This is a genomic window from Streptomyces acidiscabies (assembly GCF_020010905.1).
Taxonomy (GTDB): domain Bacteria; phylum Actinomycetota; class Actinomycetes; order Streptomycetales; family Streptomycetaceae; genus Streptomyces; species Streptomyces acidiscabies.
This window is the reverse complement of sequence record NZ_JAGJBY010000002.1, coordinates 217,450-239,096: the sequence shown is the minus strand read 5'-3', so window position 1 is coordinate 239,096 and position 21,647 is coordinate 217,450. Positions and strand designations below refer to the sequence as shown.

At 70.7% G+C, this 21,647-nt stretch carries 21 protein-coding genes and 1 pseudogene; 9 read left to right on the top strand and 13 right to left on the bottom strand.

Translation table 11 applies throughout. The features are described 5' to 3' along the window. The first annotated feature begins 15 nt into the window (after positions 1–15). Both J8M50_RS28020 and J8M50_RS28015 read left to right on the top strand, forming a co-directional pair. Positions 16–993 carry an aminoglycoside phosphotransferase family protein gene (locus tag J8M50_RS28020; RefSeq protein WP_010353953.1) on the top strand — a complete coding sequence of 326 codons (978 nt, stop codon included), beginning with the start codon at positions 16–18 and terminating at the stop codon, positions 991–993. Then, a complete protein-coding gene (locus J8M50_RS28015) occupies positions 990–1,757 on the top strand; it encodes an SDR family oxidoreductase (protein WP_010353952.1) in 768 nt (255 codons plus the stop codon). Before J8M50_RS28020 ends, J8M50_RS28015 begins: the two co-directional genes overlap by 4 nt. A gap of 37 nt (positions 1,758–1,794) precedes the next feature. Here J8M50_RS28015 and J8M50_RS28010 read toward each other — a convergent pair whose 3' ends face one another. Continuing rightward, on the bottom strand, positions 1,795–3,714 hold the full coding sequence (locus J8M50_RS28010; RefSeq protein ID WP_010353951.1) for an AMP-dependent synthetase/ligase: 1,920 nt from the start codon (positions 3,712–3,714) through the stop codon (positions 1,795–1,797). Positions 3,715–3,923: 209 nt separating this feature from the next. After that, positions 3,924–5,246 (bottom strand): acetyl-CoA C-acetyltransferase, encoded by a 1,323-nt coding sequence (locus J8M50_RS28005; RefSeq protein WP_010353950.1) that lies wholly within the window; start codon positions 5,244–5,246, stop codon positions 3,924–3,926. 99 nt (positions 5,247–5,345) lie between these two features. On the opposite strand from J8M50_RS28005, the gene J8M50_RS28000 reads away from it, so the two are divergent. Both J8M50_RS28000 and J8M50_RS27995 read left to right on the top strand, forming a co-directional pair. Next, on the top strand, positions 5,346–6,644 hold the full coding sequence (locus tag J8M50_RS28000) for a 3-oxoacyl-ACP reductase (RefSeq protein WP_010353949.1): 1,299 nt from the start codon (positions 5,346–5,348) through the stop codon (positions 6,642–6,644). Further along, positions 6,644–7,510, top strand: a complete 867-nt coding sequence (locus tag J8M50_RS27995) for a MaoC family dehydratase (protein WP_010353948.1) — start codon at positions 6,644–6,646, stop codon at positions 7,508–7,510. The genes J8M50_RS28000 and J8M50_RS27995 overlap by 1 nt, the downstream gene beginning before the upstream one ends. A gap of 99 nt (positions 7,511–7,609) precedes the next feature. On the opposite strand, the gene J8M50_RS27990 is transcribed toward J8M50_RS27995, so the two are convergent. From J8M50_RS27990 to J8M50_RS27955, 8 genes are all read right to left on the bottom strand, one after another. Continuing rightward, positions 7,610–8,266, bottom strand: coding sequence for a TetR/AcrR family transcriptional regulator (locus J8M50_RS27990; RefSeq protein WP_010353947.1), 657 nt, complete (start codon positions 8,264–8,266; stop codon positions 7,610–7,612). A gap of 91 nt (positions 8,267–8,357) precedes the next feature. Then, positions 8,358–8,663, bottom strand: coding sequence for a DUF4229 domain-containing protein (locus J8M50_RS27985; protein ID WP_010353946.1), 306 nt, complete (start codon positions 8,661–8,663; stop codon positions 8,358–8,360). Between the two features lie 74 nt (positions 8,664–8,737). Further along, the gene (locus J8M50_RS27980; RefSeq protein WP_010353945.1) at positions 8,738–9,262 is read right to left on the bottom strand and encodes a GNAT family N-acetyltransferase; all 525 of its coding nucleotides are present in this window, start codon (positions 9,260–9,262) and stop codon (positions 8,738–8,740) included. 46 nt (positions 9,263–9,308) lie between these two features. Continuing rightward, the gene (gene mqnE, locus J8M50_RS27975) at positions 9,309–10,472 is read right to left on the bottom strand and encodes an aminofutalosine synthase MqnE (RefSeq protein WP_010353944.1); all 1,164 of its coding nucleotides are present in this window, start codon (positions 10,470–10,472) and stop codon (positions 9,309–9,311) included. 71 nt (positions 10,473–10,543) lie between these two features. Continuing rightward, complete coding sequence (locus J8M50_RS27970; protein ID WP_010353943.1) at positions 10,544–10,999, bottom strand: Lrp/AsnC family transcriptional regulator; 456 nt, start codon at positions 10,997–10,999, stop codon at positions 10,544–10,546. A gap of 181 nt (positions 11,000–11,180) precedes the next feature. After that, complete coding sequence (locus J8M50_RS27965) at positions 11,181–11,861, bottom strand: UbiX family flavin prenyltransferase (RefSeq protein ID WP_010353942.1); 681 nt, start codon at positions 11,859–11,861, stop codon at positions 11,181–11,183. A gap of 232 nt (positions 11,862–12,093) precedes the next feature. Continuing rightward, a complete protein-coding gene (gene mqnP / locus J8M50_RS27960; protein WP_010353941.1) occupies positions 12,094–12,996 on the bottom strand; it encodes a menaquinone biosynthesis prenyltransferase MqnP in 903 nt (300 codons plus the stop codon). Then, the gene (locus tag J8M50_RS27955) at positions 12,993–14,444 is read right to left on the bottom strand and encodes a menaquinone biosynthesis decarboxylase (protein WP_010353940.1); all 1,452 of its coding nucleotides are present in this window, start codon (positions 14,442–14,444) and stop codon (positions 12,993–12,995) included. The genes mqnP and J8M50_RS27955 overlap by 4 nt, the downstream gene beginning before the upstream one ends. Positions 14,445–14,624: 180 nt before the next feature. Here J8M50_RS27955 and J8M50_RS27950 point away from each other — a divergent pair, with 180 nt between their 5' ends. From J8M50_RS27950 to J8M50_RS27940, 3 genes are all read left to right on the top strand, one after another. Then, positions 14,625–15,029 (top strand): PLD nuclease N-terminal domain-containing protein, encoded by a 405-nt coding sequence (locus J8M50_RS27950; protein WP_010353939.1) that lies wholly within the window; start codon positions 14,625–14,627, stop codon positions 15,027–15,029. A gap of 47 nt (positions 15,030–15,076) precedes the next feature. Continuing rightward, positions 15,077–15,685 (top strand): DinB family protein, encoded by a 609-nt coding sequence (locus tag J8M50_RS27945; protein WP_010353938.1) that lies wholly within the window; start codon positions 15,077–15,079, stop codon positions 15,683–15,685. Between the two features lie 135 nt (positions 15,686–15,820). Then, a complete protein-coding gene (locus J8M50_RS27940) occupies positions 15,821–18,109 on the top strand; it encodes a serine/threonine-protein kinase (protein WP_010353937.1) in 2,289 nt (762 codons plus the stop codon). Here J8M50_RS27940 and J8M50_RS27935 read toward each other — a convergent pair. Continuing rightward, positions 18,084–19,025 carry a transglutaminase family protein gene (locus J8M50_RS27935; protein WP_010353936.1) on the bottom strand — a complete coding sequence of 314 codons (942 nt, stop codon included), beginning with the start codon at positions 19,023–19,025 and terminating at the stop codon, positions 18,084–18,086. The two genes, J8M50_RS27940 and J8M50_RS27935, sit on opposite strands and share 26 nt — an antisense overlap. Positions 19,026–19,256: 231 nt before the next feature. Here J8M50_RS27935 and J8M50_RS27930 point away from each other — a divergent pair, with 231 nt between their 5' ends. After that, positions 19,257–19,628, top strand: coding sequence for a hypothetical protein (locus tag J8M50_RS27930; protein ID WP_010353935.1), 372 nt, complete (start codon positions 19,257–19,259; stop codon positions 19,626–19,628). Between the two features lie 18 nt (positions 19,629–19,646). On the opposite strand, the gene J8M50_RS27925 is transcribed toward J8M50_RS27930, so the two are convergent. Then, the gene (locus tag J8M50_RS27925) at positions 19,647–20,630 is read right to left on the bottom strand and encodes an isopenicillin N synthase family dioxygenase (protein ID WP_029183890.1); all 984 of its coding nucleotides are present in this window, start codon (positions 20,628–20,630) and stop codon (positions 19,647–19,649) included. Next, positions 20,611–21,062, bottom strand: a pseudogene (locus J8M50_RS27920) (nucleoside deaminase). The gene J8M50_RS27925 and the pseudogene J8M50_RS27920 overlap by 20 nt, the downstream one beginning before the upstream one ends. Positions 21,063–21,172: 110 nt before the next feature. On the opposite strand from J8M50_RS27920, the gene J8M50_RS27915 reads away from it, so the two are divergent. Continuing rightward, positions 21,173–21,613 carry a Fur family transcriptional regulator gene (locus tag J8M50_RS27915; protein WP_010353933.1) on the top strand — a complete coding sequence of 147 codons (441 nt, stop codon included), beginning with the start codon at positions 21,173–21,175 and terminating at the stop codon, positions 21,611–21,613. Positions 21,614–21,647 lie beyond the last annotated feature (34 nt).

The window sequence follows — 21,647 nt, the reverse complement described above, 5'->3', positions numbered from 1 at the left end:
GACTAGAGTGCCCTGATGATCGAGGTGCCCGAAATCCTCGCCCGGAACACCGTCGCCCGCGAGGGCGCGACCGGCGAGCGCTGGATCTCCGAACTCCCCGGGATCGTCACCGAGTTGCTCGACCGCTGGAGCTGCGCTGTCGACGGTGAGCTGATGTTCGGCGGGGTCGGGCTCGTCGTACCCGTCGTACGTGAGAGCCACGGGCCTGCCGTACTGAAGGTCTCCTTCCCTCACCCCGGCAATGTCCACGAGCCCGACGCCTTCGCCGCCTGGGCGGGGCAGGGGGCCGTTCTGCTGTACGAGCGGGACGACGCGCGGTTCGCGATGCTGCTGGAGCGGGTCGGGTCGGCGACGCTGGGCGAGAGCGAGACCGACGAGGACCTCATCGCGTCGGTCGCCGGGCAGCTCAGCCGGCGGCTCGCGGTGCCCGCGCCCGCCCATCTGCCCCGGCTCAGCGAACGCGCCGACGAATGGGCCGAGCAACTTGTCGTGGATGCCGGGGAGTTGGAGCACAACATCCCCGCCCGCGTCCTCGACTTCGCGCGCGCCACCGTGCGGGACCTCGGCCGGGATCAGCCCGACACCCTCGTCCATGGTGACCTGCATGCCCGTAACATCCTGCGCGCCGAGCGGGAGCCGTGGCTCGCCGTGGATCCCAAGGGGTATGCGGGTGACCAGGGTTACGACGGGGCGAACTTCCTGAAGACGCGGGCGTTCTCGCTGCTGGTCGCGCCGGATCTGCGGGCGGCGACGCTGCGGCTCCTGGACGTCTTCGGCGAGGCGGCCGGAGTCGAGCGGGAGCGCCTGCGGCGCTGGGCCCAACTCCACGCCGTGCAGGCCGCGTTCTGGGCGAGGCGGCATGGGTTCCGGGTGGCGCGGGGCGGGCCGGAGCTGGAGCGGCTCACCGCGTTCGCGGAGGAGTTGGCGGAGGTGCTGACGGACGGAAAAGCGTTTGCGGCGGCGCCGGGCCTGCCGGACCATCCTCGTCCATGAGGACTACGCCTTCCCGCCCGCTCGCCCTGCTCACCGGAGTGGGCCGGACGGTCGGCATCGGGGCGGGGATCGCGGCTCGACTCGCCGACTCCGGCTGGGACATCGCGTTCACGCACTGGACGCCGTACGACGACCGTATGGCCTGGGGACGGGAGCCTGACGCGGCGGAGGTGATCGCGGCGGGGCTCGTGGAGCGGGGTGCCGCCGTGCACGCCGTCGAGGCGGACCTCGCTCAACCCGAGTCCCCGGCAAGGATCTTCGACGAGGTCGAGGAGCGGCTCGGCAAGGTCACCGCGCTGGTGATGTGCCACTGCGAGAGCGTCGACTCGGGGATCCTCGACACCAGCGTGGAGAGCTTCGACCTGCACTTCGCGGTCAACGCGCGGGCGAGCTGGCTGCTGATCCGCGAGTTCGGCCGCCGCTTCGACGCCCCGCACGGCACGGGCCGTATCGTCGCCCTGACCAGCGACCACACCGTGCACAACCTGCCGTACGGCGCGAGCAAGGGCGCCCTGGACCGCATCACGCAGGCCGCCGCGCACGAGCTGGCCCACCTCGGGATCACGGCGAACGTGGTCAACCCCGGCCCGGTGGACACGGGTTGGATGAACGACGGGATCCGTGCGTCGGTGCTCGCGCGAACTCCCCTGGGCCGTACGGGCACTCCGCAGGACACCGCACACCTCGTCGGCTTCCTGTGCTCCCCCGAGGGCCAGTGGGTCAACGGTCAACTCCTCAAGAGCGACGGGGGGTTCTCGTCATAACCCCGAGCTCCACAGCGTCACGGCCCCGGCACCCCCGTCACCGCTGCTCGTACAAGCCCTCGACGACGTCCGAGAAGTCCCGCAGGATCGTCGCCCTCCTGAGTTTCATCGACGGCGTCAAGTGGCCTGCCGTTTCGGTGAAGTCGGTGGGCAGAACTGCGAACTTCCTGATGGATTCGGGGCGGGAGACGAGTTTGTTGGCATCGTCGACGGCGCGTTGCAGGAGGGACTCCAACTCCTCGTCACCGATGAGGAGTTCGGCGGGGACGGGGTGCTTGCCGTTCATGCGGCGCCAGTGGGTGACGCCTTCGGGGTCGAGGGTGATGAGGGCGGAGACGTAGGGGCGGCCGTCGCCGAGGACCATGCACTGGGAGATCAGGGGGTGGGAGCGGAGCCAGTCCTCAAGTGGCGCCGGGGCGACGCTCTTTCCGCCCGCCGTGATGATCATTTCCTTCTTGCGGCCGGTGATCGTGAGGTAGCCCTCGTCGTCCAACTCCCCTATGTCACCGGTCGGCAACCACCCGTCGGGCGCGGCGGGGACGACGCCTCCGGCGGACGGGTCCCAGTAGCCGCGCAGGACATGCTCCCCGGCGATGAGGATCTCGCCGTCCGCCGCGATCCGGATGCGCGTGCCCGGCATGGGCCAACCGACCGTCCCCAGACGGGGTTTGAGGGGCGGCGTCACCGTCGTCGCGCCGGTCGTCTCGGTGAGGCCGTACCCCTCGTAGATCTCGATTCCGGCGCCGAGGTAGAAGGAGGAGAGGCGGCGGCCGAGCGGGGAGCCGCCGCAGATGGCGTGCCGGACCCGGCCGCCCATGGCGTTGCGGATCCGGCGGTAGACCAGGGGGTCGTAGAAGGTGCGGGCGGTGCGCAGGGCCGCGCCGGGGCCCGAGCCGGTGCCGGTCTTCTGCGCCTCGACGGCCTCGCCGTAGCGGCGGGCCACGGACACGGCCCGGTCGAAGGAGGTGACCCGGCCGCCCGCCTCGGCGCGGGCCCGCGCCACGTTGAAGACCTTCTCCAGCATGTAGGGGATCGCGAGCAGGCAGGTCGGCTTGAACGCGGCGAGATCCGGGAGGAGTTGCTCGGACTTGATGCTCGGCGCGTGGCCGAGGCGGACCCGGGCGCGGACGGCGGCGATGGCGACCATCCGGCCGAAGACGTGCGACATCGGCAGGAAGAGCAGGACGGAGACCTCGATGCCCTGCGCCTTGAAGACCGGGTGGAGAAGCTCGATCGCGTTGTCCACCTCGGCGAAGAAATTGCCGTGGGTGATGGCGCAGCCCTTGGGTCGTCCCGTAGTACCTGAGGTGTAGACCAGGGTGCACAGGGTGTCGGGGATCAGCATCCCCCTGCGGATCTCCACCTCGGCGTCGGGGACGTGCGCCCCGGCCTCCGCGAGCCGCTCCACGTGCCCTTTCTCCATCACCCAGATGTGCCGCAGGTCGGGCAGCCGGTCCAGCTCGGGCCCGATGGCCGAGGCCTGCCCGAGGGTCTCGGTCACGAGAGCTACGGCGCCGGAGTCCTGAAGTATCCATCGGACCTGGAAGACCGACGAGGTCGGGTACACCGGGACGGTGACGAGTCCGGCCGCCCACGCCGCGAAGTCGAGGAGCGTCCACTCGTACGTCGTACGGGCCATGATCGCGAGCCGGTCCCCCGGCATCAGCCCCTCGGCGATCAGCCCCTTGGCGACGGCGTGGACCTGCGCCGCGAACTGCGCCGCCGTCACGTCGCTCCAACGCCCCTCGGCGTCGCGGCGGCTGAGGACGATCTGGCCGGGCGCCACCGCCGCGTTGTCGTACGGGAGTTCCGCGAGGGAGCCGTGGGTGACGGGCGGCGCGAGCGCCGGTACGGCCGCCTCGCGGACGACTCCGTCGAGCCGCCGGACCTCGGGCTCGACGAGGGCGGGGGGAGCGCCGTCGGCGTAGTCGGCCGACGAGGGGTACGAGGTGGACACGGGCGGCTCCCTGGGCACGCAGCGGAAAAAACGCTTGCTGCAGGACATACGGGCCTCGTGCACCGAGGCGTTCAGCCTGGGGGCCTCGGGGGACGCGGTTACCAGCGGTTAGGCACGGTGATCGTACGGTGCTGACGTGGGGGGCCTGTGAGGATCGGGAGGTGGTCCGGGGGCGGGGCTGTGCAGTATCGAGGTTATGTGAGGAAGTGTCACGTTCGCTCCAGGATCGCGGTCACCCCCTGTCCCCCGGCGGCGCAGATGGAGATCAACCCCCGCCCGGGGGCGTCCCGTTCGGCTAGCAGCTTGGCCAGCGTCGCGACGATCCGGGCGCCCGTCGCCGCGAAGGGGTGACCGGTCGCCAGGGACGAGCCGGTGACGTTGAGCCGCTCGCGGTCTACCGGCGCGAGCCCCTGCTTCTCCCAGGCGGCCAGCGTCGCCAACACCTGTGAGGCGAACGCCTCGTGGATCTCCACGAAGTCAAAGTCCCCTATACCGAGGCCCGTTCGCTCCAGCATGCGCGGTACGGCGTAGGCGGGGGCCATCAGCAGGCCGTCCTCCCCGCCGGCGACGTCACCGCGTACGAAGTCAACCGCCGCCGTCTCGTACGCCGTGAGGTACGCCAGCGGCTCCAACCCCCGCGTCTCCGCCCACTCTTCGGAGGCGAGGAGCACGACCGCCGCGCCGTCGGTGAGGGGCGTCGAATTGCCCGCCGTCATCGTCGGGTTGGGTCCGTCGGTGCCGAACACCGGCTTGAGCGCGGCGAGTTTCTCCACCGTCGAGTCGGGGCGCAGGTTCTGGTCGCGCCGAAGGCCCCGGAAGGGGACGACGAGGTCGTCGAAGAAGCCGCTCTCGTAGGCCTCCGCGAGGCGTTGGTGGCTCGTGGCCGCCAACTCGTCCTGTTCCGCACGGGAGATGCCCCAGGTGCGGGCGGTGACCGCCGCGTGCTCGCCCATCGAAAGCCCGGTGCGGGGCTCGGAGTTGCGCGGGATCTCGGGGACCAGGTGGCCGGGGCGGATCTTCGCCAGGGCCTTGAGGCGGGCGCCCGCCGACTTGGCGCGGCGGACCTCCAGCAGGATGCGGCGCAGGTCGTCGTTGACGCCGAGCGGGGCGTCGCTCGCGGTGTCGACGCCGCCCGCGACGGCCGAGTCCGTCTGCCCGAGGGCGATCTTGTTGGCGGCGGCGATGATCGCCTGGAGGCCGGTGCCGCACGCCTGCTGGATGTCGTAGGCCGGGGTCCGCGCGTCCAGCTTCGAGCCGAGGAGCGTCTCGCGGGCGAGGTTGAAGTCGCGGCTGTGCTTGAGGACCGCCCCGGCGACGAACTCGCCCACCACGCCTGGGACATCGAGGCCGTGGCGCAGGGCGAGGCCGTTCACGGCGGCTGTGAGCATCTCCTGGTTGGAGGCGGTCGCGTAGGGGCCGTCGGAGCGCGCGAAGGGGGTGCGGGCGCCTCCGATCACCGCGACCCGGCGGGCGCGCGGGGGCTCGACCGGGGGCTTCGACTCGCCGTCGCGCACCAGCTCCAGGGGACTCATCTCGACCTGCTCCTCACCCTTGACCTAGACTTACCCCAGGTAACCTTACTCCGGAGTAAGTAATTCCGCCGGGCCCGTGCGAGACCTTGGGAGACGTACATGGCCGACCGCTATCTGAGCTTCACCGCCACCGCACCCGGCCGTTTCCTCACCCGCCGGCTCGGCCTGCCGCAGCCCGCTGCGCTCCTGCGCTTCTCACCCGAACGCCCGTCCCTCACCGGCACCTTGGTTCACCTTACGGCCGGCACGTCGACACTGGACCTCTCACCCGTCCTCGCCCGTACGGGACTTGGCACCGGCTCCGGCGATCCGGCGGCGGTCGTCCTCGACGCGGCCGGGGTGCGGGACCTCGAGACGCTCGCCGAGGTGCACGCCGCCCTGCATCCCGTCGTCCGGTCCGTCGCCGCGAGCGGGCGAATCGTCGTGCTGGGGGCGCCACTTGACGCCGCCGATCATCAACAGGCCGCCGTGCAGCAGGCGTTGGAAGGGTTCACACGGTCGCTGGGCAAGGAGATCGGGCGCGGCCGGACCGTGAACCTCGTGCGGGTCACCGACGCCGGGGCCGCCGAGTCGACGCTGCGGTTCCTGCTCTCGCCCAAGTCCGCGTACGTCAGCGGGCAGGTGGTCGAGGTGGGCGGCGGCGAGGCGTTCGCCGGGGACTGGGAGCGGCCTCTCGCGGGGCGGATCGCGCTGGTCACCGGGGGTGCACGGGGGATCGGTGCGGCCGTCGCCGAGACGCTCGCCAGGGACGGGGCCGAGGTCGTCGTGCTCGACGTGCCGCAGGCCGAGGACGAGGCGCGGCGGCTCGCGTCACGGCTCGGCGGGCGGGCCCTCGCACTGGACATCACCGCCGCCGACGCCGGGGAGCGGATCGCCGCCGAACTCCCGGACGGGCTCGACGTGTTGATCCACAACGCCGGGATCACCCGCGACCGGCGGCTGGTCAACATGCCCGCCGAGCGGTGGAGTTCGGTGCTCGACGTCAACCTCGCGAGTGTGCTGCGCACCACCGACGCGCTGCTCGGGAAGGGGGCGCTGCGGCCGGGCGGGCGGATCGTCGCGACCGCGTCCATCGCCGGGCTCGCGGGGAACGCCGGGCAGACCAACTACGGGGCCAGCAAGGCCGGGATCGCCGGTCTCGTACGGGCGCTCGCGCCGCGCGCGCTCGCCGAACACGGGGTGACCGTGAACGCCGTCGCGCCCGGGTTCATCGAGACGAAGATGACCGCCGCCGTGCCGCTGTTCATCCGGGAGGCCGGGCGGCGGATGAACTCCCTTGCGCAGGGCGGGATTCCGGCGGACGTCGCCGAGACGACGGCCTGGCTCGCGCATCCGGCGTCCGGGGCCGTCAACGGGCAGGTCGTGCGGGTCTGCGGCCAGAGTCTGCTGGGGGCTTGATGCCGACGCTCGCCGCCGTCCCCTCGCTGGCCCCGTCCTTCGTCCGGGGTGCGCTCCTCTCCCCCTTCAAACGGCCGCTCCCCGACGCCGAGTTCGCGCGGGAGCGGGTCGTCGTTCCCGGGCTGCGGATCGATCTCGCGCGGCTGTCGGCGTACGAACGCGTCTGCGGGTTCGCCACCGGGGACGACTCGTTGCCGGTGACCTATCCGCATGTCCTCGGGTTTCCGCTGGCCATGCGGCTGATGAGCGCGCGGAGTTTTCCGCTGCCGCTGCTGGGGCTCGTGCACACGTCCATCGAGATCAGCCGGTACGGGACGCTCGCGGCGACCGGGGTGTACGAACTCGGCGTGCACGTCGCGGAGTTGGCGCCGCATCGCCGGGGGACCGAGGCGACGGTCGTCACCGAGTTGCGGCGGGGCGGGGAGGTCGTGTGGGAGTCGCGGAGCACGTATCTGGCACGGAGCCGGACGAAAGGCGGTTCAGGCAAGGGAGTTGACGCCCCTTCAGGGGCTCGGCCTCTCCCCGTGCTCGACGAGTGGCGGCTCGCCGGAGACGTGGGCCGGCGGTACGCGGCGTCTTCCGGGGACCGCAACCCCATCCACCTCTACGCCTTCACCGCACGCCTCTTCGGGTTCCCCCGCGCCATCGCGCACGGCATGTGGACGGCCGCCCGCTGCCTCGCCGCACACGGGACGCCACCGGCGGTGCGGGTACGGGCGGAGTTCCGGGCACCGGTGCTGCTGCCGTCCGCTGTGGTGTTCGCGTCGGACGGGGGGCGGTTCGAGCTGCGGGAGAGGGCGCGGGACGGGGAGGTGGGGAGGGTGCATGTGAGCGGGCGGGTGGACCCGCTGGTGGAGGGGTCCTGAGGCGGGCGAGGGGTACCCGGGGACTACCCCAGAGCTACGCGCCGCCCGGGAGCCGTGCCCGAGGGGCACCCTGGGGACTACCCGGGTGCTACCCGCGAGCTACTCCGCCCCCTGCTCCGGTGCCGACCACGTCCGTCGGCCCTCCATCAAGTTCGACAGCCCCGACCACGCGAAGTTCATCAGCGTCGTCGCCGCCTCCCGCGCGGTGACGCCCTCCGTCGTTTTCGCCCAGTCCGCCAGGGACTCGGCCGCGCCCACCAACGCCACCGCGAGGCCCGCGACCTCGCGCTCGGGGAGGTCGGGGTCGCGGTGGGCCTCGCGGGCCGCGGCGACGATCAGGCCCGTGACGAAGGCGACGATCTCCTCGCGCATCGCGGCGACCTCGCGGGCGAACCCCTCGCCGTGGGTACGGGCCTGGAGATGGAGGACCGACCAGGCATCCTGGTGCTCGGCGGTGTGCGCGAAGAACGCCCGCAGCCCGTCCCAGAGTTGGCGGTCGGCGGGCAGGTCCGTGGCGATCGCGGAGCGGATCGCGGCGATCAGCGCGGCGGCCTCACGGCGGATGCACGCGGTGAAGAGGTCGTCCTTGGAGTTGAGGTACAGGTACACCAACGGCTTGGAGACACCAGCGAGTTCGGCTATCTCGTCCATCGAGGCGGCCATGTAGCCCCGGCGTCCGAAGATCCGCACTGCGGCGTCCAGCATCTGCTGCTCACGGACCGCGCGCGGCATCCGCTTGGTCTTCACGGCACCCATGGGCCAAGGTTAGGGCCTGTCCGCCGGTTCAACTCCCCTGCGGGCGGCGATGCTTGGATCAACCGCCGGCCAAGACCGCAGACCGCGTGGGTCAGGAGGTCCGGCCCTGCACGCGCGGCGCCGCCTCGTCGATCTCGGCGTCCTCCTGGGTGCGGTTGGCCTCCAGGTTGGCCTTCATCCGGTCCACGCGCGCGACGACGTTCTCGGAGGCGCGGTCCCGCTCCCCGCGCAGGACCACGAAACTGATCGGCGCGGAGAGGACCAGCGCGAGCAGCACGAGCCACATGCCGTTGGAGTCGCCGAGACCGCGCGGGACGATTCCGGTGTAGGCGAGACCCCAGACGACCCCGAGGCAGCCCACGAAGATCCCGAGGCGCATCAGCGTGTAGCGGAGCATGGCAATCCACTCTTCCGGTTCGAAAAGGTCCGTCGTCCAGTCAACCACGCCGTACGGGCGATCTTGGACGGGGGTCAGAGGAGGGGGAGCAGCATGACGATGTCGTCCCGGTCGTCCCCGGGAGCCACCCGGATCGCGTCCGGTATGCGGCCGACCTCCTTGTAGCCGTAGGACCCGTAGAACCGCTCCAGGCCGAGGCCGCCCCGGCAGGTGAGGCGGATCGCCTCGATGCCGTCGAGGGAGCGGGCGGCGGACTCGGCGGCGGCGAGCAGGTCGTGGCCGTACCCCTGGCCCTGGTGGGAGGGGTGGACCATCACCGTGTAGAGCCACAGCCAGTGCGCCATCAGGCGGTGGGTGTTGAGGCTGAGGAAGGCGGTCGCGGCGACCTTGCCCGTCTCGTCGTGCCCGACCAGCAGGTGGACGCGGCCCTCCGCCATCTCCGCGAGGTGCTTCAGCAGCGCCGGGCGGACGGTCTCGCGGTCGACCGGGGCGACGAAGCCGACGGCGCCGCCCGCGTTGGAGACGTCCGTCCAGAGGTCGAGGACGCCGTCGCGGAGGTCGGGGGTGACGGAGGGGTCGAGAGTGAAAGTAAGGGACACCAGTACATCGTAGGTATTACCCGGTGAGTACTGAATGACTACTGGGTCACAGCCGCATCGGCTGCGGCGACTCGCGGCGCAGCGGGTCCGCGCCGTCGTACTCGCGGATGATCTCGTAGCGCGTGTTGCGCTCCACCGGGCGGAAACCGGCGTCGCGGATCAGGTCGAGGAGGTCCTCGCGGGTCAGCTTGTTCGGGGTGCCGAAGTTGTCCGCGTCGTGAGTGATCTTGTACTCGACGACCGAGCCGTCCATGTCGTCCGCGCCGTGCTGGAGGGCGAGTTGGGCGGTCTGCACGCCGTGCATCACCCAGAAGACCTTGACGTGCGGGACGTTGTCGAAGAGGAGGCGGGAGACCGCGAACGTCTTCAGGGACTCGGCGCCGGTCGCCATCCGGGTGCGCTCCTGGAGGCGGTTGCGGACCTTGCCGTCCTTCAGGTCGACGAAGTCGTGCTGGTAGCGCAGCGGGATGAAGACCTGGAACCCGCCGGTCTCGTCCTGGAGTTCACGCAGCCGCAGCACGTGGTCGACGCGGTGGCGGTGCTCCTCGATGTGGCCGTACAGCATGGTGCACGGGGTCTTGAGACCCTTCTCGTGCGCCAGGCGGTGGATGCGCGACCAGTCCTCCCAGTGGGTGCGGTGGTCGACGATGTGCTGCCGGACCTCCCAGTCGAAGATCTCGGCGCCGCCGCCGGTCAGCGACTCCAGGCCCGCGTCGATGAGTTCGTCGAGGATCTCGGAGGCGGACAGGCCGGAGATCGTCTCGAAGTGGTGGATCTCCGTCGCCGTGAACGCCTTCAGCGAGACGTTCGGGAGAGCCGCCTTCAGCTCACGCAGGGACCGGGGGTAGTACCTCCAGGGGAGGTTGGGGTGCAGGCCGTTGACGATGTGGAGCTCGGTGAGGTTCTCCGACTCCATCTCCGTCGCCAGCCGGACGGCCTCCTCGATGCGCATCGTGTACGCGTCCTTCTCGCCCGGCTTGCGCTGGAACGAGCAGTACGCGCACGACGCCGTGCACACGTTGGTCATGTTGAGGTGGCGGTTGACGTTGAAGTGGACGACGTCGCCGTTCTTGCGCGTCCGCACCTCGTGCGCCAGACCGCCGAGCCAGGCCAGGTCGTCCGACGCGTACAGGGCGATGCCGTCCTCGCGGGTCAGCCGCTCGCCGGAGCGGACCTTCTCCTCCAGCTCGCGCTTGAGCCCGACGTCCATGCCTCCACCTTTCGTACGACAGCTCCCCCAAAGGTACCCCTGCGTGTACTACCCCCCTCCCGTAGTCCCCCTCAGACCTCCTCGGGCAGCGCCCCCACCCGGTTCTCCCACTTCGTCGACAGGACGATGGTCGTACGGGTACGGGATACCCCCTTCGTCCCCGACAGGCGGCGGATGATGCGCTCCAGGCCGTCCACGTCGCCCGCCCGCACCTTGAGCATGAACGAGTCGTCGCCGGCGATGAACCAGCAGTCCTCGATCTCGCCGAAGTCCTTCATGCGGCGGGCGACGTCCTCGTGGTCGGCGGCGTCCGAGAGGGAGATGCCGATCAGGGCGGTGACGCCGAGGCCGAGGGAGGCGGAGTCCACGGTGGCCCGGTAGCCGGTGATGACGCCGGCCGCCTCCAGCCGGTTGATGCGGTCGGTGACGCTGGGTCCCGACAGGCCGACGAGGCGTCCCAGCTCCGCGTAGGAGGCCCGGCCGTTCTCCCTCAGGGCCTGGATGAGCTGCCTGTCCACGGCGTCCATGCGATTCGCGCCTTCCGATGAGAGATCCGTTCGCGCTCGAAGGGATCTGCGAGGTTCCTGATGTGTGCCCGTGACGGTACGGAGGGTCCCCCACGGGCCTCCGGTTCCCCTGCCGCCGGGTCGGTCTCCCGTACTACCCGGGTAGACCCGTACGGGGCGTGTGTGATGCAGGGAGCGGCGCTCAGTCGGCGCGCGCGCCCCCGGGTACGCGGCCGTCGCCGCCCCCGCCGCCACCGAGTTCGCCCTTCCACCGGTGGTAGAGGCCGTGCGGGACGCCCGCCGAGTCCAGGATCCGGCCGGCGACGAAGTCGACCAGGTCCTGGATGTGGGTCGCGCCGGCGTAGAAGGCGGGCGAGGTGGGGACCACGCTCGCGCCCGCGTCGTCCAGGGTGACGAGATGGCGCAGGGTCTGGCCGTTCAGCGGGGTCTCCCGGACGGCGACGACCAGCGGCCTGCGCTCCTTGAGGGTGACGCTCGCCGCGCGCTGGAGGAGGTCCTTCGACAGACCGAGGGCGACTCCGGCGACGCAGGCCGTCGACGCGGGCACGATGATCATCCCCCTGGAGGGGTACGACCCCGAGGACGGGCCCGCGGCGAGGTCACCAGCCGGCCAGTACCGTACGCGGTCCAGCTCGACGTCGTAGCTCTGAGGTTTGCCGTCCGCACCCCTGCCGAGCCACTCCCCCAGATCCTCGCGCCAGTGCCCGTCCCGGAACGAGATCCCCGTCTCGTCCAGCAGAGTGAGCCGCGAGGCCCGGCTGACGACGAGGTCGACACACTCGCCCGCTGCCAGCAACGCACGCAGGACAGCGCCGGCATACGGCGTCCCCGACGCCCCCGACACCCCCACGATCCAAGGCACGCGCTGCGTTTCTCCTGCGTTCACACCTTGAGCGTACCGGCGGGCATGAAGAGGTTCAGGACCGGCCGGGGCCCTTGCGGTCGACGGGGAGGGCGGGGGTGGGGACGGAGGGCTCGCCGATACCCCCGGAGGTGTACGCCGGGGACCCCTACCTGCGGGGTAGTACTCCGGCGGTACGGCACGCGAGTTGGGGGTGCGGGCCGCTCACGGGAATCGCACCCTGCTCACACCGTCAGACCGTAAGTCCCCGGACCAGCAGATCCAGCAGCGCGCACGCGAACAGCGCGATGCCGATGAAGCCGTTCACCGAGAAGAACGCCCGGTTGAGGCGGGAGAGGTCGTGGGGGCGGACGATCGTGTGCTCGTAGACGAAGGCGCCCGCGACGACCAAGAGGCCCAGCCAGAAGAACGCGCCCGCGTCCGTGGCCAGGGCGTACCAGACGAACAGGGCTGTCGTGAGGGCGTGGCACACGCGGGCCGACCAGACCGCCGCCGGGATACCGAAGCGGGCCGGGACCGACAGGACGCCCGTCTCGCGGTCCGTGTCGATGTCCTGACAGGCGTAGATGAGGTCGAAGCCACCGATCCAGACGCCGACCGCGAGACCGAGGATCACCGCGTCCCAGGACCACTCGCCGGTGATCGCGAGCCAGCCGCCGATCGGGCCCATCGCCTGGGCCAGACCGAGGATCGCCTGGGGGTAGTTCGTAAACCTTTTGCCGTACGGGTATACCACCATCGGGATGACGGCGACGGGCGCGAGCGCCAGGCACAGCGGGTTCAGCAGCGCGGCCGAGCCGAGGAAGATGACGACGGCGATCAGCGCGCCGGTCCACGCGTGCCGTACCGACATCGCCCCCGTCACCAGCTCACGCTGCGCCGTACGGGGATTGCGCGCGTCGATCTCCCGGTCGATGATCCGGTTGACGGCCATCGCGAACGTCCGCAGCCCGACCATGCAGACCGTCACGAGCAGCAGCCGGCCCCAGTGGATGTTCCGGTCGAGCTGGAACATCGCGGTGAGGGCGGCGATGTACGCGAAGGGCAGCGCGAAGATCGAGTGCTCGATCATGACGAGGCGCAGAAAGGCTTTCGTACGCCCCGGCTGGGGCACCGCGGCGGCGGACGCGCTCACAGGCCGTACTCCTTCCAGCGCCGGTCCACCGTCGCCGCCGTCTCCGGGTCCGACAGGACCATCTCCGGCCAGCCGCCGTCCCGCGTGTACCCCTCCTCGGGCCACTTCTTCGTCGCGTCGATCCCGGCCTTGCCGCCCCAGAACTGCTGGTAGGAGGCGTGATCGAGGTGGTCGACGGGGCCTTCGACGATGCTGAGGTCACGGGCGTAGTCCGTGTTGCCGAGGGCCCGCCACGCGACTTCGTGCAGGTCGTGGACGTCGCAGTCGGAGTCGACGATCACGATCAGCTTGGTCAGGGACATCATGTGGGCGCCCCAGATCGCGTGCATCACCTTCTGCGCGTGCTTGGGGTACTTCTTGTCGATCGAGACGATCGCGCAGTTGTGGAAGCCGCCCGCCTCGGGCAGGTGGTAGTCCACGATGTCCGGCACGATGATCTTCAGCAGCGGCAGGAAGAACCGCTCCGTGGCCCGCCCGAGGGGTCCGTCCTCGGTAGGGGGCCGCCCCACGACGATGGACTGGAGCAACGGCCGCTTGCGCATCGTCACGCAGTCGATGGTCAGCGCGGGGAACGGCTCCTGCGGCGTGTAGAACCCGGTGTGGTCCCCGAAGGGCCCCTCGGGAAGCATCTCGCCGGGCTCCAGCCAGCCCTCGAGTACTACCTCTGCGGTAGCGGGGACCTGGAGGGGTACGGTCTTGCAGTCCACCATCTCGATCCGCTTGCCCGCGAGGAAGCCGGCGAAGAGGTACTCGTCGATGTCACCCGGAAGGGGTGCGGTGGACGCGTACGTCACGGCGGGCGGGCACCCGAAGGCGATCGCGACCGGCAGCCGCTCACCCTTGCGGGCGGCGACCTGGTAGTGGTTGCGGCTGTCCTTGTGGATCTGCCAGTGCATGCCGATCGTGCGCTTGTCGTGGCGCTGGAGGCGGTACAGACCGAGATTGCGTACGCCGCTCTCGGGGTCCTTCGTGTGGGTCAGCCCCAGGTTGAAGAAGGAGCCGCCGTCCTGCGGCCAGGTGAACAGGGCCGGCAGCTGCTCCAGGTCGACGTCGTCACCCTGGAGTACTACCTCCTGGACCGGCGCGTCCTTGACCTTCTTCGGCGGTACGTGGGTCATCGCGCCGAGCTTGCCGAAGGCCTCGCGGACGCCGATGAAGCCCTGCGGCAGCTCGGGGCGCAGGAGGCCGCCGATCCGCTCGGTGATCTCCGCGTACGACTTGAGGCCGAGGGCCTTGAGGAGGCGGCGGTCGGTGCCGAAGACGTTCATGGCCAGCGGCATCGCCGAGCCCTTCACGTTCTCGAAGAGCAGCGCCGGGCCGCCCGCCTTCTGGACGCGGTCGACGATCTCCCCGACCTCCAGATAGGGGTCGACCTCGGCTTTCACGCGCTTGAGGTCGCCCTCGCGTTCCAGGGCCCTGAGCAGGGAGCGAAGATCGTCGTAAGCCATGCGTCCCAGTATCGCCGAGCCACTCGACGGACCCGCGCAGGGGCCCGTCGTACGTGCGGGGTACCCGTCTAATACCTATGGGTGTCCCCGCCCCCTGCGCCGGATTTTCCCCAGCCGTTACCCTGGCCCCGACACCGGGGCCACCGGGCCCCGACGCCGTTTCCTGGGGGAACCCGCCCGATGCTCAGACTGCTGTTGTTCCTGGTTCCGCTGGCGCTGATGATCTTCGCGTTCATCGACTGCCTGAACACGCCCGAGGACGAGGTGCGGCACCTTCCCAAGGTCGCCTGGGTCTTCATCATCCTGCTGTTCCCGCTGGCGGGCTCGATCGCGTGGCTCGTGACGGGCAAGGTGCGTACGCCGCCGACCGGTGGCCGTACCCCCTCCGAGTGGCACCGCGACCACCGCACGACGTGGGTGGCGCCCGACGACAACCCCGAGTTCCTGAACTCCCTCAAGGAGGAGAACCAGAAGGACGAGGCGCTCCTCAAGGAGTGGGAGGCCGATCTGCGGCGCCGCGAGGAGGAGTTGCGGAGCAAGGACCCCCAGGGCAAGGACGAGGACCCGAAGAAGGACGCGGACTGAGCGTCGTCCGGAGGGGGTTGTCAGTGCCGGATGGCAGGCTGCGCGGCATGACGGAGACGACTCTTCCCGGCCCGAAGGCGGACCTGCTGCGGTACTTGCAGGAGGCCCGCGACTCCCTGCTGTGGAAGCTGGAAGGACTCGGCGAGTACGACGTACGCCGGCCGCTCACCCCGACCGGCACCAATCTGCTGGGCCTGGTCAAGCACTGCGCGGGCATCGAACTCGGCTATTTCGGCGACACGTTCGGGCGGCCGTACTACACGGAGGACCCGCCGCCCTGGTGGTACACGCAGGACTCCGAGCTGAACTCGGACATGTGGGCGACCGCCGAGGAGTCCCGCGCGGACATCGTCGGCCTGTACCGCGCCGCCTGGGCCCACACGGCCGCGACGGTCGCCGAACTCCCCCTGGACGCGGTCGGCTTGGTCCCCTGGTGGCCAGAAGAGCGCCGGGCGGCCACCCTCCACCACCTCCTCACCCGCGTCTGCGCCGACACGAGCCGCCACGCGGGCCACGCGGACATCGTCCGCGAACTCCTGGACGGTTCGGCCGGGGAGCTGGCGGACAAGTCCAACGTGCCGGAGGTGGACGGGAGTTGGTGGGAGGAGTACCGGGAGCGGCTGGAACGGACGGCGCGGGAGGCGGACGGGCGGTGAGGTGACGGGGACGGGGCCGCCGCTCGGCGGGCCTGCCCGCCCCACCCTCACTCCACCCGCAAGCCCCCAGGCTCTAGGCTGATCCCCCAAACAACACCCAAGCCGCGCAGGGATCTTCGGGAAGGGCGACCGTACATGCCGCCGAGCAGCGGGGAATCGGGGTCCGTCGTCTCCATCGGCGGGTACACGCTCGCCGAGCGGCTCGGCAGCGGCGGTATGGGGGTCGTCCACCTGGCGCACTCGCCGTCGGGGCGGCAGGTCGCGGTGAAGGTCGTGCACGCGCAGTACGCGCAGGACGAGGAGTTCCGGGCCCGTTTCCGGCAGGAGGTCCAGGCGGCGCGGCGGGTGAGCGGCGCGTTCACCGCGCCGGTGGTGGACGCGGACCCGGACGCCGAGGTGCCGTGGATGGCGACGCTGTATGTCCCGGGCCCCACGCTCTCCGAGGTGGTCGCCGGTCAAGGCCCGCTCGGCGGGCGGGAGTTGCGGGTTCTGGCGCTCGGCCTGACGGAGGCGCTCAAGGACATCCACCGGGCCGGGGTCGTGCACCGCGACCTGAAGCCGAGCAACGTCCTGATGGCCGAGGACGGCCCCCGCGTCATCGACTTCGGCATCTCCCGCGCCGCCGACAACCAGACGCTCACGATTACCGGCCGCCTGATGGGCACGCCGCCCTTCATGTCCCCGGAGCAGTTCACCTCGCCCCGTGAGGTGACGGCCGCCTCGGACGTGTTCTCGCTGGGCTCGCTGCTGGTGTACGCGGCGACGGGGACCCGTCCGTTCGACGGCGAGAGCCCGTACTTGACGGTGTATCAAGTCATGCACGAGGAACCGTCGTTGGACGGGGTGACGGAACCGCTGCGGAGCATGGTCGAGCGGTGCCTGATCAAGGACCCGGAGGAGCGTCCCCAACTCGCCGAGTTGCAGCGGCTGTTCAAGACCCTGCCGGACACCGCGCCCGCCGTGCCCACCCCGCCGCCGCCCGGCGATCACACCGAGCCCGAGGGCATCCCGTACGACGCGCCGACGCAAGCGGTCGTGGCGTCCCCCCGCCGCCGACTGTCAATTCTCAAGCGGCGTCCGGCAGTTCGGCGCCGCCTCAGACCTGGCCTGCCCCGCCTCGGCGGGCGGCGTCTGCCCCGCCGGCTCCTCACCACCGCTGCCGTCGGCGTCGTGGGCATCGTGGCCGTGATGTGGAACCTGGGCGTCGACAGCAACTCCTCCTCGGGCAGTTCCGACGTCGTCGACACCCCCGTGCTGTCCCTGCCCGAGGGCTGGTCGCCGTGGCGTACGAATCTCACGCGGGCCGTGTCCGCCGCCGACCAGGACCGGTTGTCCAGCCACGACCGGCCGGGCTGTGTCCCCGACAAGGCCGCCGTGTACTGCACGGGCAGCGGTTTCACGGTCGCCCGGATGGATGCCGGGACGGGGCGCGTGACCTGGCGGTTCGGGGTGAGCCCGCAGTCCGCGCGGCCGTTGGGGGTGCGGGACGGATTCGTGTACGTCTACGAGAACCCGCCCGTCGAGTCGTCCGGGGACGTCATCGAGTGGCAGTTGGTCGCGCTCGACGCGAAGACCGGTGAGCGGCGCTGGACCCGGTCCGTCGACGCGACGCAGCCCGCCGTCCTGTTCGACGGCGGTGTCCTGGCCCTGTCGACGGACCACTCCCAGCTGATCGGCATCGACGCGAAGTCCGGCAAGGACCTGTGGCGGAGCTCGACGAAGTCGTCGGCGGGCACGCGGTGTACCCCGCTGGTACTACACGGTTCCCCCTACGGTCTGTGCAGCAACCAGGACGACCCGGCGTCCGGGGACTGGAGTCTGCTGCAACTCGGCGAGGACGGCTCGCGGGAACTCGCCACGCTGCCTACGGCGGTAGTACCTCTGGGGGACCTCGCCGGGAAGCCGCTGTTCGTCCAGTCGAAGGACGCGGAGCAGCAGTCGCTGGGCGGGCTGGACGAGGCGTACACGACGTTCCTCCGGGTGGACCCGGCGAGCGGGGCCGTCACCCGGACGCGCCTCAGCCAGACCATACGGGGTACGGCGACGCTGGTCGGCTCGACCGTGTACTTCGTCCGGCCGGACGGGACGGTGAGCGCGGTCGCCACGGGCACCGGGGAGCTGGTGTGGCAGTCGGACACGCAGGTCGAGAACCTGTCGAAGCCGGTGTGGTCCCGGACGTTCGGCAGCCTCTTCCTCGTCAACCGGTACGGGCGGCTCCTCTCGCTCGAAGTCTCCACGGGGAACGTGATGTGGACGACGGACAAGCTCCAGGACCCGGCCGGGGCGCCGGAGAACGTCGTGCCGACCCTGACGCTGGTCGGCGACGCGATCGTGGCGGTGACCGGGGACACGGCGTTCTCCGTCAGCCCGGACACGCCCGACCTGGGGCCCGAGACCGTCAGCGCGGACAGTCTCGCGAGCTGACCTGGCTCCTGAGAGTTACCCGGGTAGGCCCGTTGTAGGGGGCCAGGCTCAGGACCGTCTCCGGGGTGCGCAGCACGTCGTCCCCGGTGAAGAGGGCGCGGGCCTCGGCGTACGGCACCTCGTCGCCCGCGATGACGGCGGCGGCACGGTCGTACACCGCGCGGGCCTCCTCGTCGAGGGTCTGGTCCTGATCGTGGTCCGTGTGGTCGAGGCCCCAGACGTCCCACAGCAGGGTCTCCACCCTGTTGAGGTCGGCGAGGTCGAGGCGGACGTTGCCCGCGACGAAGCGTTCACCCCACAGGGGTCCCTCCTGAGGGGGGTGGAGGCCGAACTCCCGGTGGTCCGCGCCCTGTTCGCGGATCATGCGCCAGGCTGTGCCGGCCGTGAGGAAGCGGGTGCGGGGGACGTCCAGCGGGTCGAAGTCGGCGTTCCAGTGGCGGGTGATGTCCGGGTCGGCGAGTTGGGGGTCCGCGAGGAGCCAGCGGCCTCGGTCCGCGTCCCAGTACTCCGTGACGACGTGGTCGCCGTGGAAGCCGTCGGTGCCGAAATAGTCCGCGAAGCCCGAGCGGATTCGGGCCGGGGTGCCGGTGTGGCGCAGCATTGAGCAGTACAGGAGCGCGAAGTCCCGGCAGACGCCGACGAATCGCTCGGCGGGTGGCCGGGGTTTTCCGAGCGGGGCCTCGGAGCGGGCGGCGAGAATTCCCAGGATGCCGTCCACGTAACGGGTTTCGGCGTCGTCGTGCAGTCGGTCCTCGGGAATGGCGTACGCGAACAGGTCGCCTTCGCCGCGGTGGATCAGCAAGTCCCGTACGACGCGGGCCAGTCGGGCCGGGTCGGCGGGGAGCCCGGCGTACTGGGCGGCCTGGGCTCCCGGGGTGCTGTACGGGCTCTGGGCGAGGTAGTGGGCGATGGGCATGCGGAAACTCCTGTCGCTGCACGGGAATTGCCGCCGGGCGCGAGAGGCGCGGCGGAATGGGCCACGTATGCGCATCGCGGCCGACGCGTCTCACCGTGTCAAAATTCGCCGGGAATTGTCCAGAGCGGGAGAAGTTCCTTCGTTCGAGGGCAATTTCCTCAACTCCCGTGGCATGAACGGATCGTGGGCGTACGGTCCGAGACGACGGGCAAGGCGAGCGGGAGGGCGGCCATGGGTCTGGATCTGAGCAGCGCGTGGGACGACGAGACCTGGAGCGACGAGGAGGAGGCGGACTCCGTGGAGCTCATGCGGATCCTCCCCGACATCTCCCGTATCACCACCGAACTCCTGCGCCACACCGTCGGGTTGTTCCCCGAGGAGCGCGTAGCCGCCCGCGCGTCGCGCGTCGCCGACCTGGTCCTCAAGGAGTACGGCAGCGACGGCCTGCGCCTCCTCTCCGTCAGCCTCTCCACCCTGGCGACGGTCCACATCGAACACAACGCGATCCTCACCCGCCGCCCCCTGCGCTCCCTCCTCGACGACCTGGACGCGAGCCGGCAGGAACTGCGGAGGGAGCGTCCGCACAAGAAGCGGAAGAAGTGAGCCCGGCAGGGGCTGCGCTCACTTCACCGTGATCGAGTCCAGCTTCTCCCTCAAGTACCCGTGCGAGTCGACCGGTTCGTACGCCACCCTCCCCACCGGCGCCGGTACCGACTCCACCCGTGTCCCCGGTGTGCACTCGCCGAAGTAGACGAGGGACATCAGCTCCTCGCTGGGCGCTTCGGAGGGGGGCGGGAGGACTCGGTGGCGGCCGGAGCGCCAGCGGTCGCCGGTCCAACGGGCCATCAGGTCACCGATGTTGACGGTGAACGCGGCGGGGTCGTACGGCGCGTCCTCCCAGCCGCCGGTCTCCGTCCAGACCTGGAGGCCGCCCTTGCCCGCCTGGCGGTCGAGGATCGTGACCGTGCCGAAGTCGGTGTGCGGGCCGATGCGGAACTGCCCGGGGTGAGGGGCGCCGACGACGTCGGTGCCGGGGTACCAGTTGATGTTGAACCCGTAGGTCGGGTGGTCCATGTGGCGGCTGAAGAAGTCGGGTTCCAGGCCGAGCGCCTCGCCCAGCAACAGCAGGAGTTCCTTCTCCAGCGCCGCCATCCGGCCCAGGTACTCCTCGCACAACTCCCGCAGCTCCGGCACCTCTTGGGGCCACACGTTGGGCGCGCACCACTCCGCGTCGACGACCGGGTCGTCGTACGGCACGTCGTTGGCGAAGGTGAGCGACTCCTTCAGGTCGGGCGGGGTCTTTGTACCCTCGGCGTACCCGTTGGCCTCGGCTCCCTGCGCGAGCCAGCCGCGTCCGCCGACCTCGGCGGCGTACGGCTGCTTCGCAGCGGCCGGCAGCAGGAAGAACTCGCGGGCCGCGGCGCGCACCCGGGCGCGCAGCCCGGCGTCGACCCCGTGGCCGGTGACCAGGAGGAATCCGGCGGTCTGGAGTGCTTCGTCGACCGTGCGGGCGATGCCGCGGCGGGTCTCGGGGTCGCCCTCCACCCACGGGTGGAGATCGATCGTGGGGATACGAGGGGTCGTCCTACTCACCGATGTCCTCATTCCACAGGGCCGGGTTCCCGGCGATGAAGTCCCTCATCAGGGTTACGCACTCCGGGTCGTCCAGCACGACGATCTCCACCCCGTGCTCGGCCAGCCACTCGTGGCCGCCGGAGAACGTCGTCGCCTCCCCGATCACCACCCGCGAGATCCCGAACTGTCTCACCAGCCCGGAGCAGTACCAGCAGGGCGAGAGGGTGGTCACCATGGTCGTACCCGTGTACGACCGCTGCCGTCCGGCCGCGCGGAAGGCGGAGGTCTCCGCGTGCATCGAGGGGTCGTCGTCTGGACGCGCCGGTTGTGGCCCCGCCCGAGGAGGGTGCCGTCGGGGCCGTAGAGCGCGGCGCCGATCGGGATGCCGCCCTCGCGCAGCCCGGTCCTGGCCTCCGCCACCGCCGTATCGAGCCATGCGCGCGCACGCGCCGTGTGATCCATGGGGACACTCTCCCGTACTACCGCCCTACACCTCAGGTATTCCTCCCTCACCAAACTTGTACAGCTCCTTTTCTTGAATCGTTCGCCTTTAGCGGGGTAGGTTGGGGCCCATGACCGGATCCGCCCCCCCCACCCCCGCCGAGGAGCTGCGCGCCGTCGGCCTGCGGGTGACGGCCGCCCGGGTCGCGCTGCTCGACGCCGTCCGCGCCGGCGACCACCTGGGCGTCGAGGCCATCGCCACCGGGGTGCGCGAGCGCGTGGGTCATGTCTCCGTCCAGGCCGTGTACGAGGCGCTGCACGCGCTCACCGCGGCCGGACTCATCCGGCGCATCGAGCCGGCGGGCAGCCCCGCCCGGTTCGAGGGCCGCGTCGGCGACAACCACCACCACCTCATATGCAGGACGTGTGGGACCGTCGTCGACGTGGACTGCGCGGTGGGACATACCCCCTGTCTGACCGCTTCGGACGACCACGGCTTCGCGATCGACGAGGCCGAGGTCGTCTACTGGGGCCTGTGCCCCGCCTGCTCCACCTCCTCCAGCGCTGCCTGAGCGCGGACCGTCGCTCAGTCTCGAAAGGATTCCC

Bases quoted from the DNA above. Each gene is read 5' to 3' on its own strand.
- J8M50_RS28020 (WP_010353953.1), top strand. From the start codon at position 16: ATGATCGAGGTGCCCGAAATCCTCGCCCGGAACACCGTCGCCCGCGAG.
- J8M50_RS28015 (WP_010353952.1), top strand. From the start codon at position 990: ATGAGGACTACGCCTTCCCGCCCGCTCGCCCTGCTCACCGGAGTGGGC.
- J8M50_RS28005 (WP_010353950.1), bottom strand. From the start codon at position 5,246: ATGAGTCCCCTGGAGCTGGTGCGCGACGGCGAGTCGAAGCCCCCGGTC.
- J8M50_RS28000 (WP_010353949.1), top strand. From the start codon at position 5,346: ATGGCCGACCGCTATCTGAGCTTCACCGCCACCGCACCCGGCCGTTTC.
- J8M50_RS27995 (WP_010353948.1), top strand. From the start codon at position 6,644: ATGCCGACGCTCGCCGCCGTCCCCTCGCTGGCCCCGTCCTTCGTCCGG.
- J8M50_RS27990 (WP_010353947.1), bottom strand. From the start codon at position 8,266: ATGGGTGCCGTGAAGACCAAGCGGATGCCGCGCGCGGTCCGTGAGCAG.
- J8M50_RS27985 (WP_010353946.1), bottom strand. From the start codon at position 8,663: ATGCTCCGCTACACGCTGATGCGCCTCGGGATCTTCGTGGGCTGCCTC.
- mqnE (WP_010353944.1), bottom strand. From the start codon at position 10,472: ATGGACGTCGGGCTCAAGCGCGAGCTGGAGGAGAAGGTCCGCTCCGGC.
- J8M50_RS27970 (WP_010353943.1), bottom strand. From the start codon at position 10,999: ATGGACGCCGTGGACAGGCAGCTCATCCAGGCCCTGAGGGAGAACGGC.
- J8M50_RS27955 (WP_010353940.1), bottom strand. From the start codon at position 14,444: ATGGCTTACGACGATCTTCGCTCCCTGCTCAGGGCCCTGGAACGCGAG.
- J8M50_RS27950 (WP_010353939.1), top strand. From the start codon at position 14,625: ATGCTCAGACTGCTGTTGTTCCTGGTTCCGCTGGCGCTGATGATCTTC.
- J8M50_RS27945 (WP_010353938.1), top strand. From the start codon at position 15,077: ATGACGGAGACGACTCTTCCCGGCCCGAAGGCGGACCTGCTGCGGTAC.
- J8M50_RS27940 (WP_010353937.1), top strand. From the start codon at position 15,821: ATGCCGCCGAGCAGCGGGGAATCGGGGTCCGTCGTCTCCATCGGCGGG.
- J8M50_RS27935 (WP_010353936.1), bottom strand. From the start codon at position 19,025: ATGCCCATCGCCCACTACCTCGCCCAGAGCCCGTACAGCACCCCGGGA.
- J8M50_RS27930 (WP_010353935.1), top strand. From the start codon at position 19,257: ATGGGTCTGGATCTGAGCAGCGCGTGGGACGACGAGACCTGGAGCGAC.
- J8M50_RS27925 (WP_029183890.1), bottom strand. From the start codon at position 20,630: ATGAGGACATCGGTGAGTAGGACGACCCCTCGTATCCCCACGATCGAT.
- J8M50_RS27915 (WP_010353933.1), top strand. From the start codon at position 21,173: ATGACCGGATCCGCCCCCCCCACCCCCGCCGAGGAGCTGCGCGCCGTC.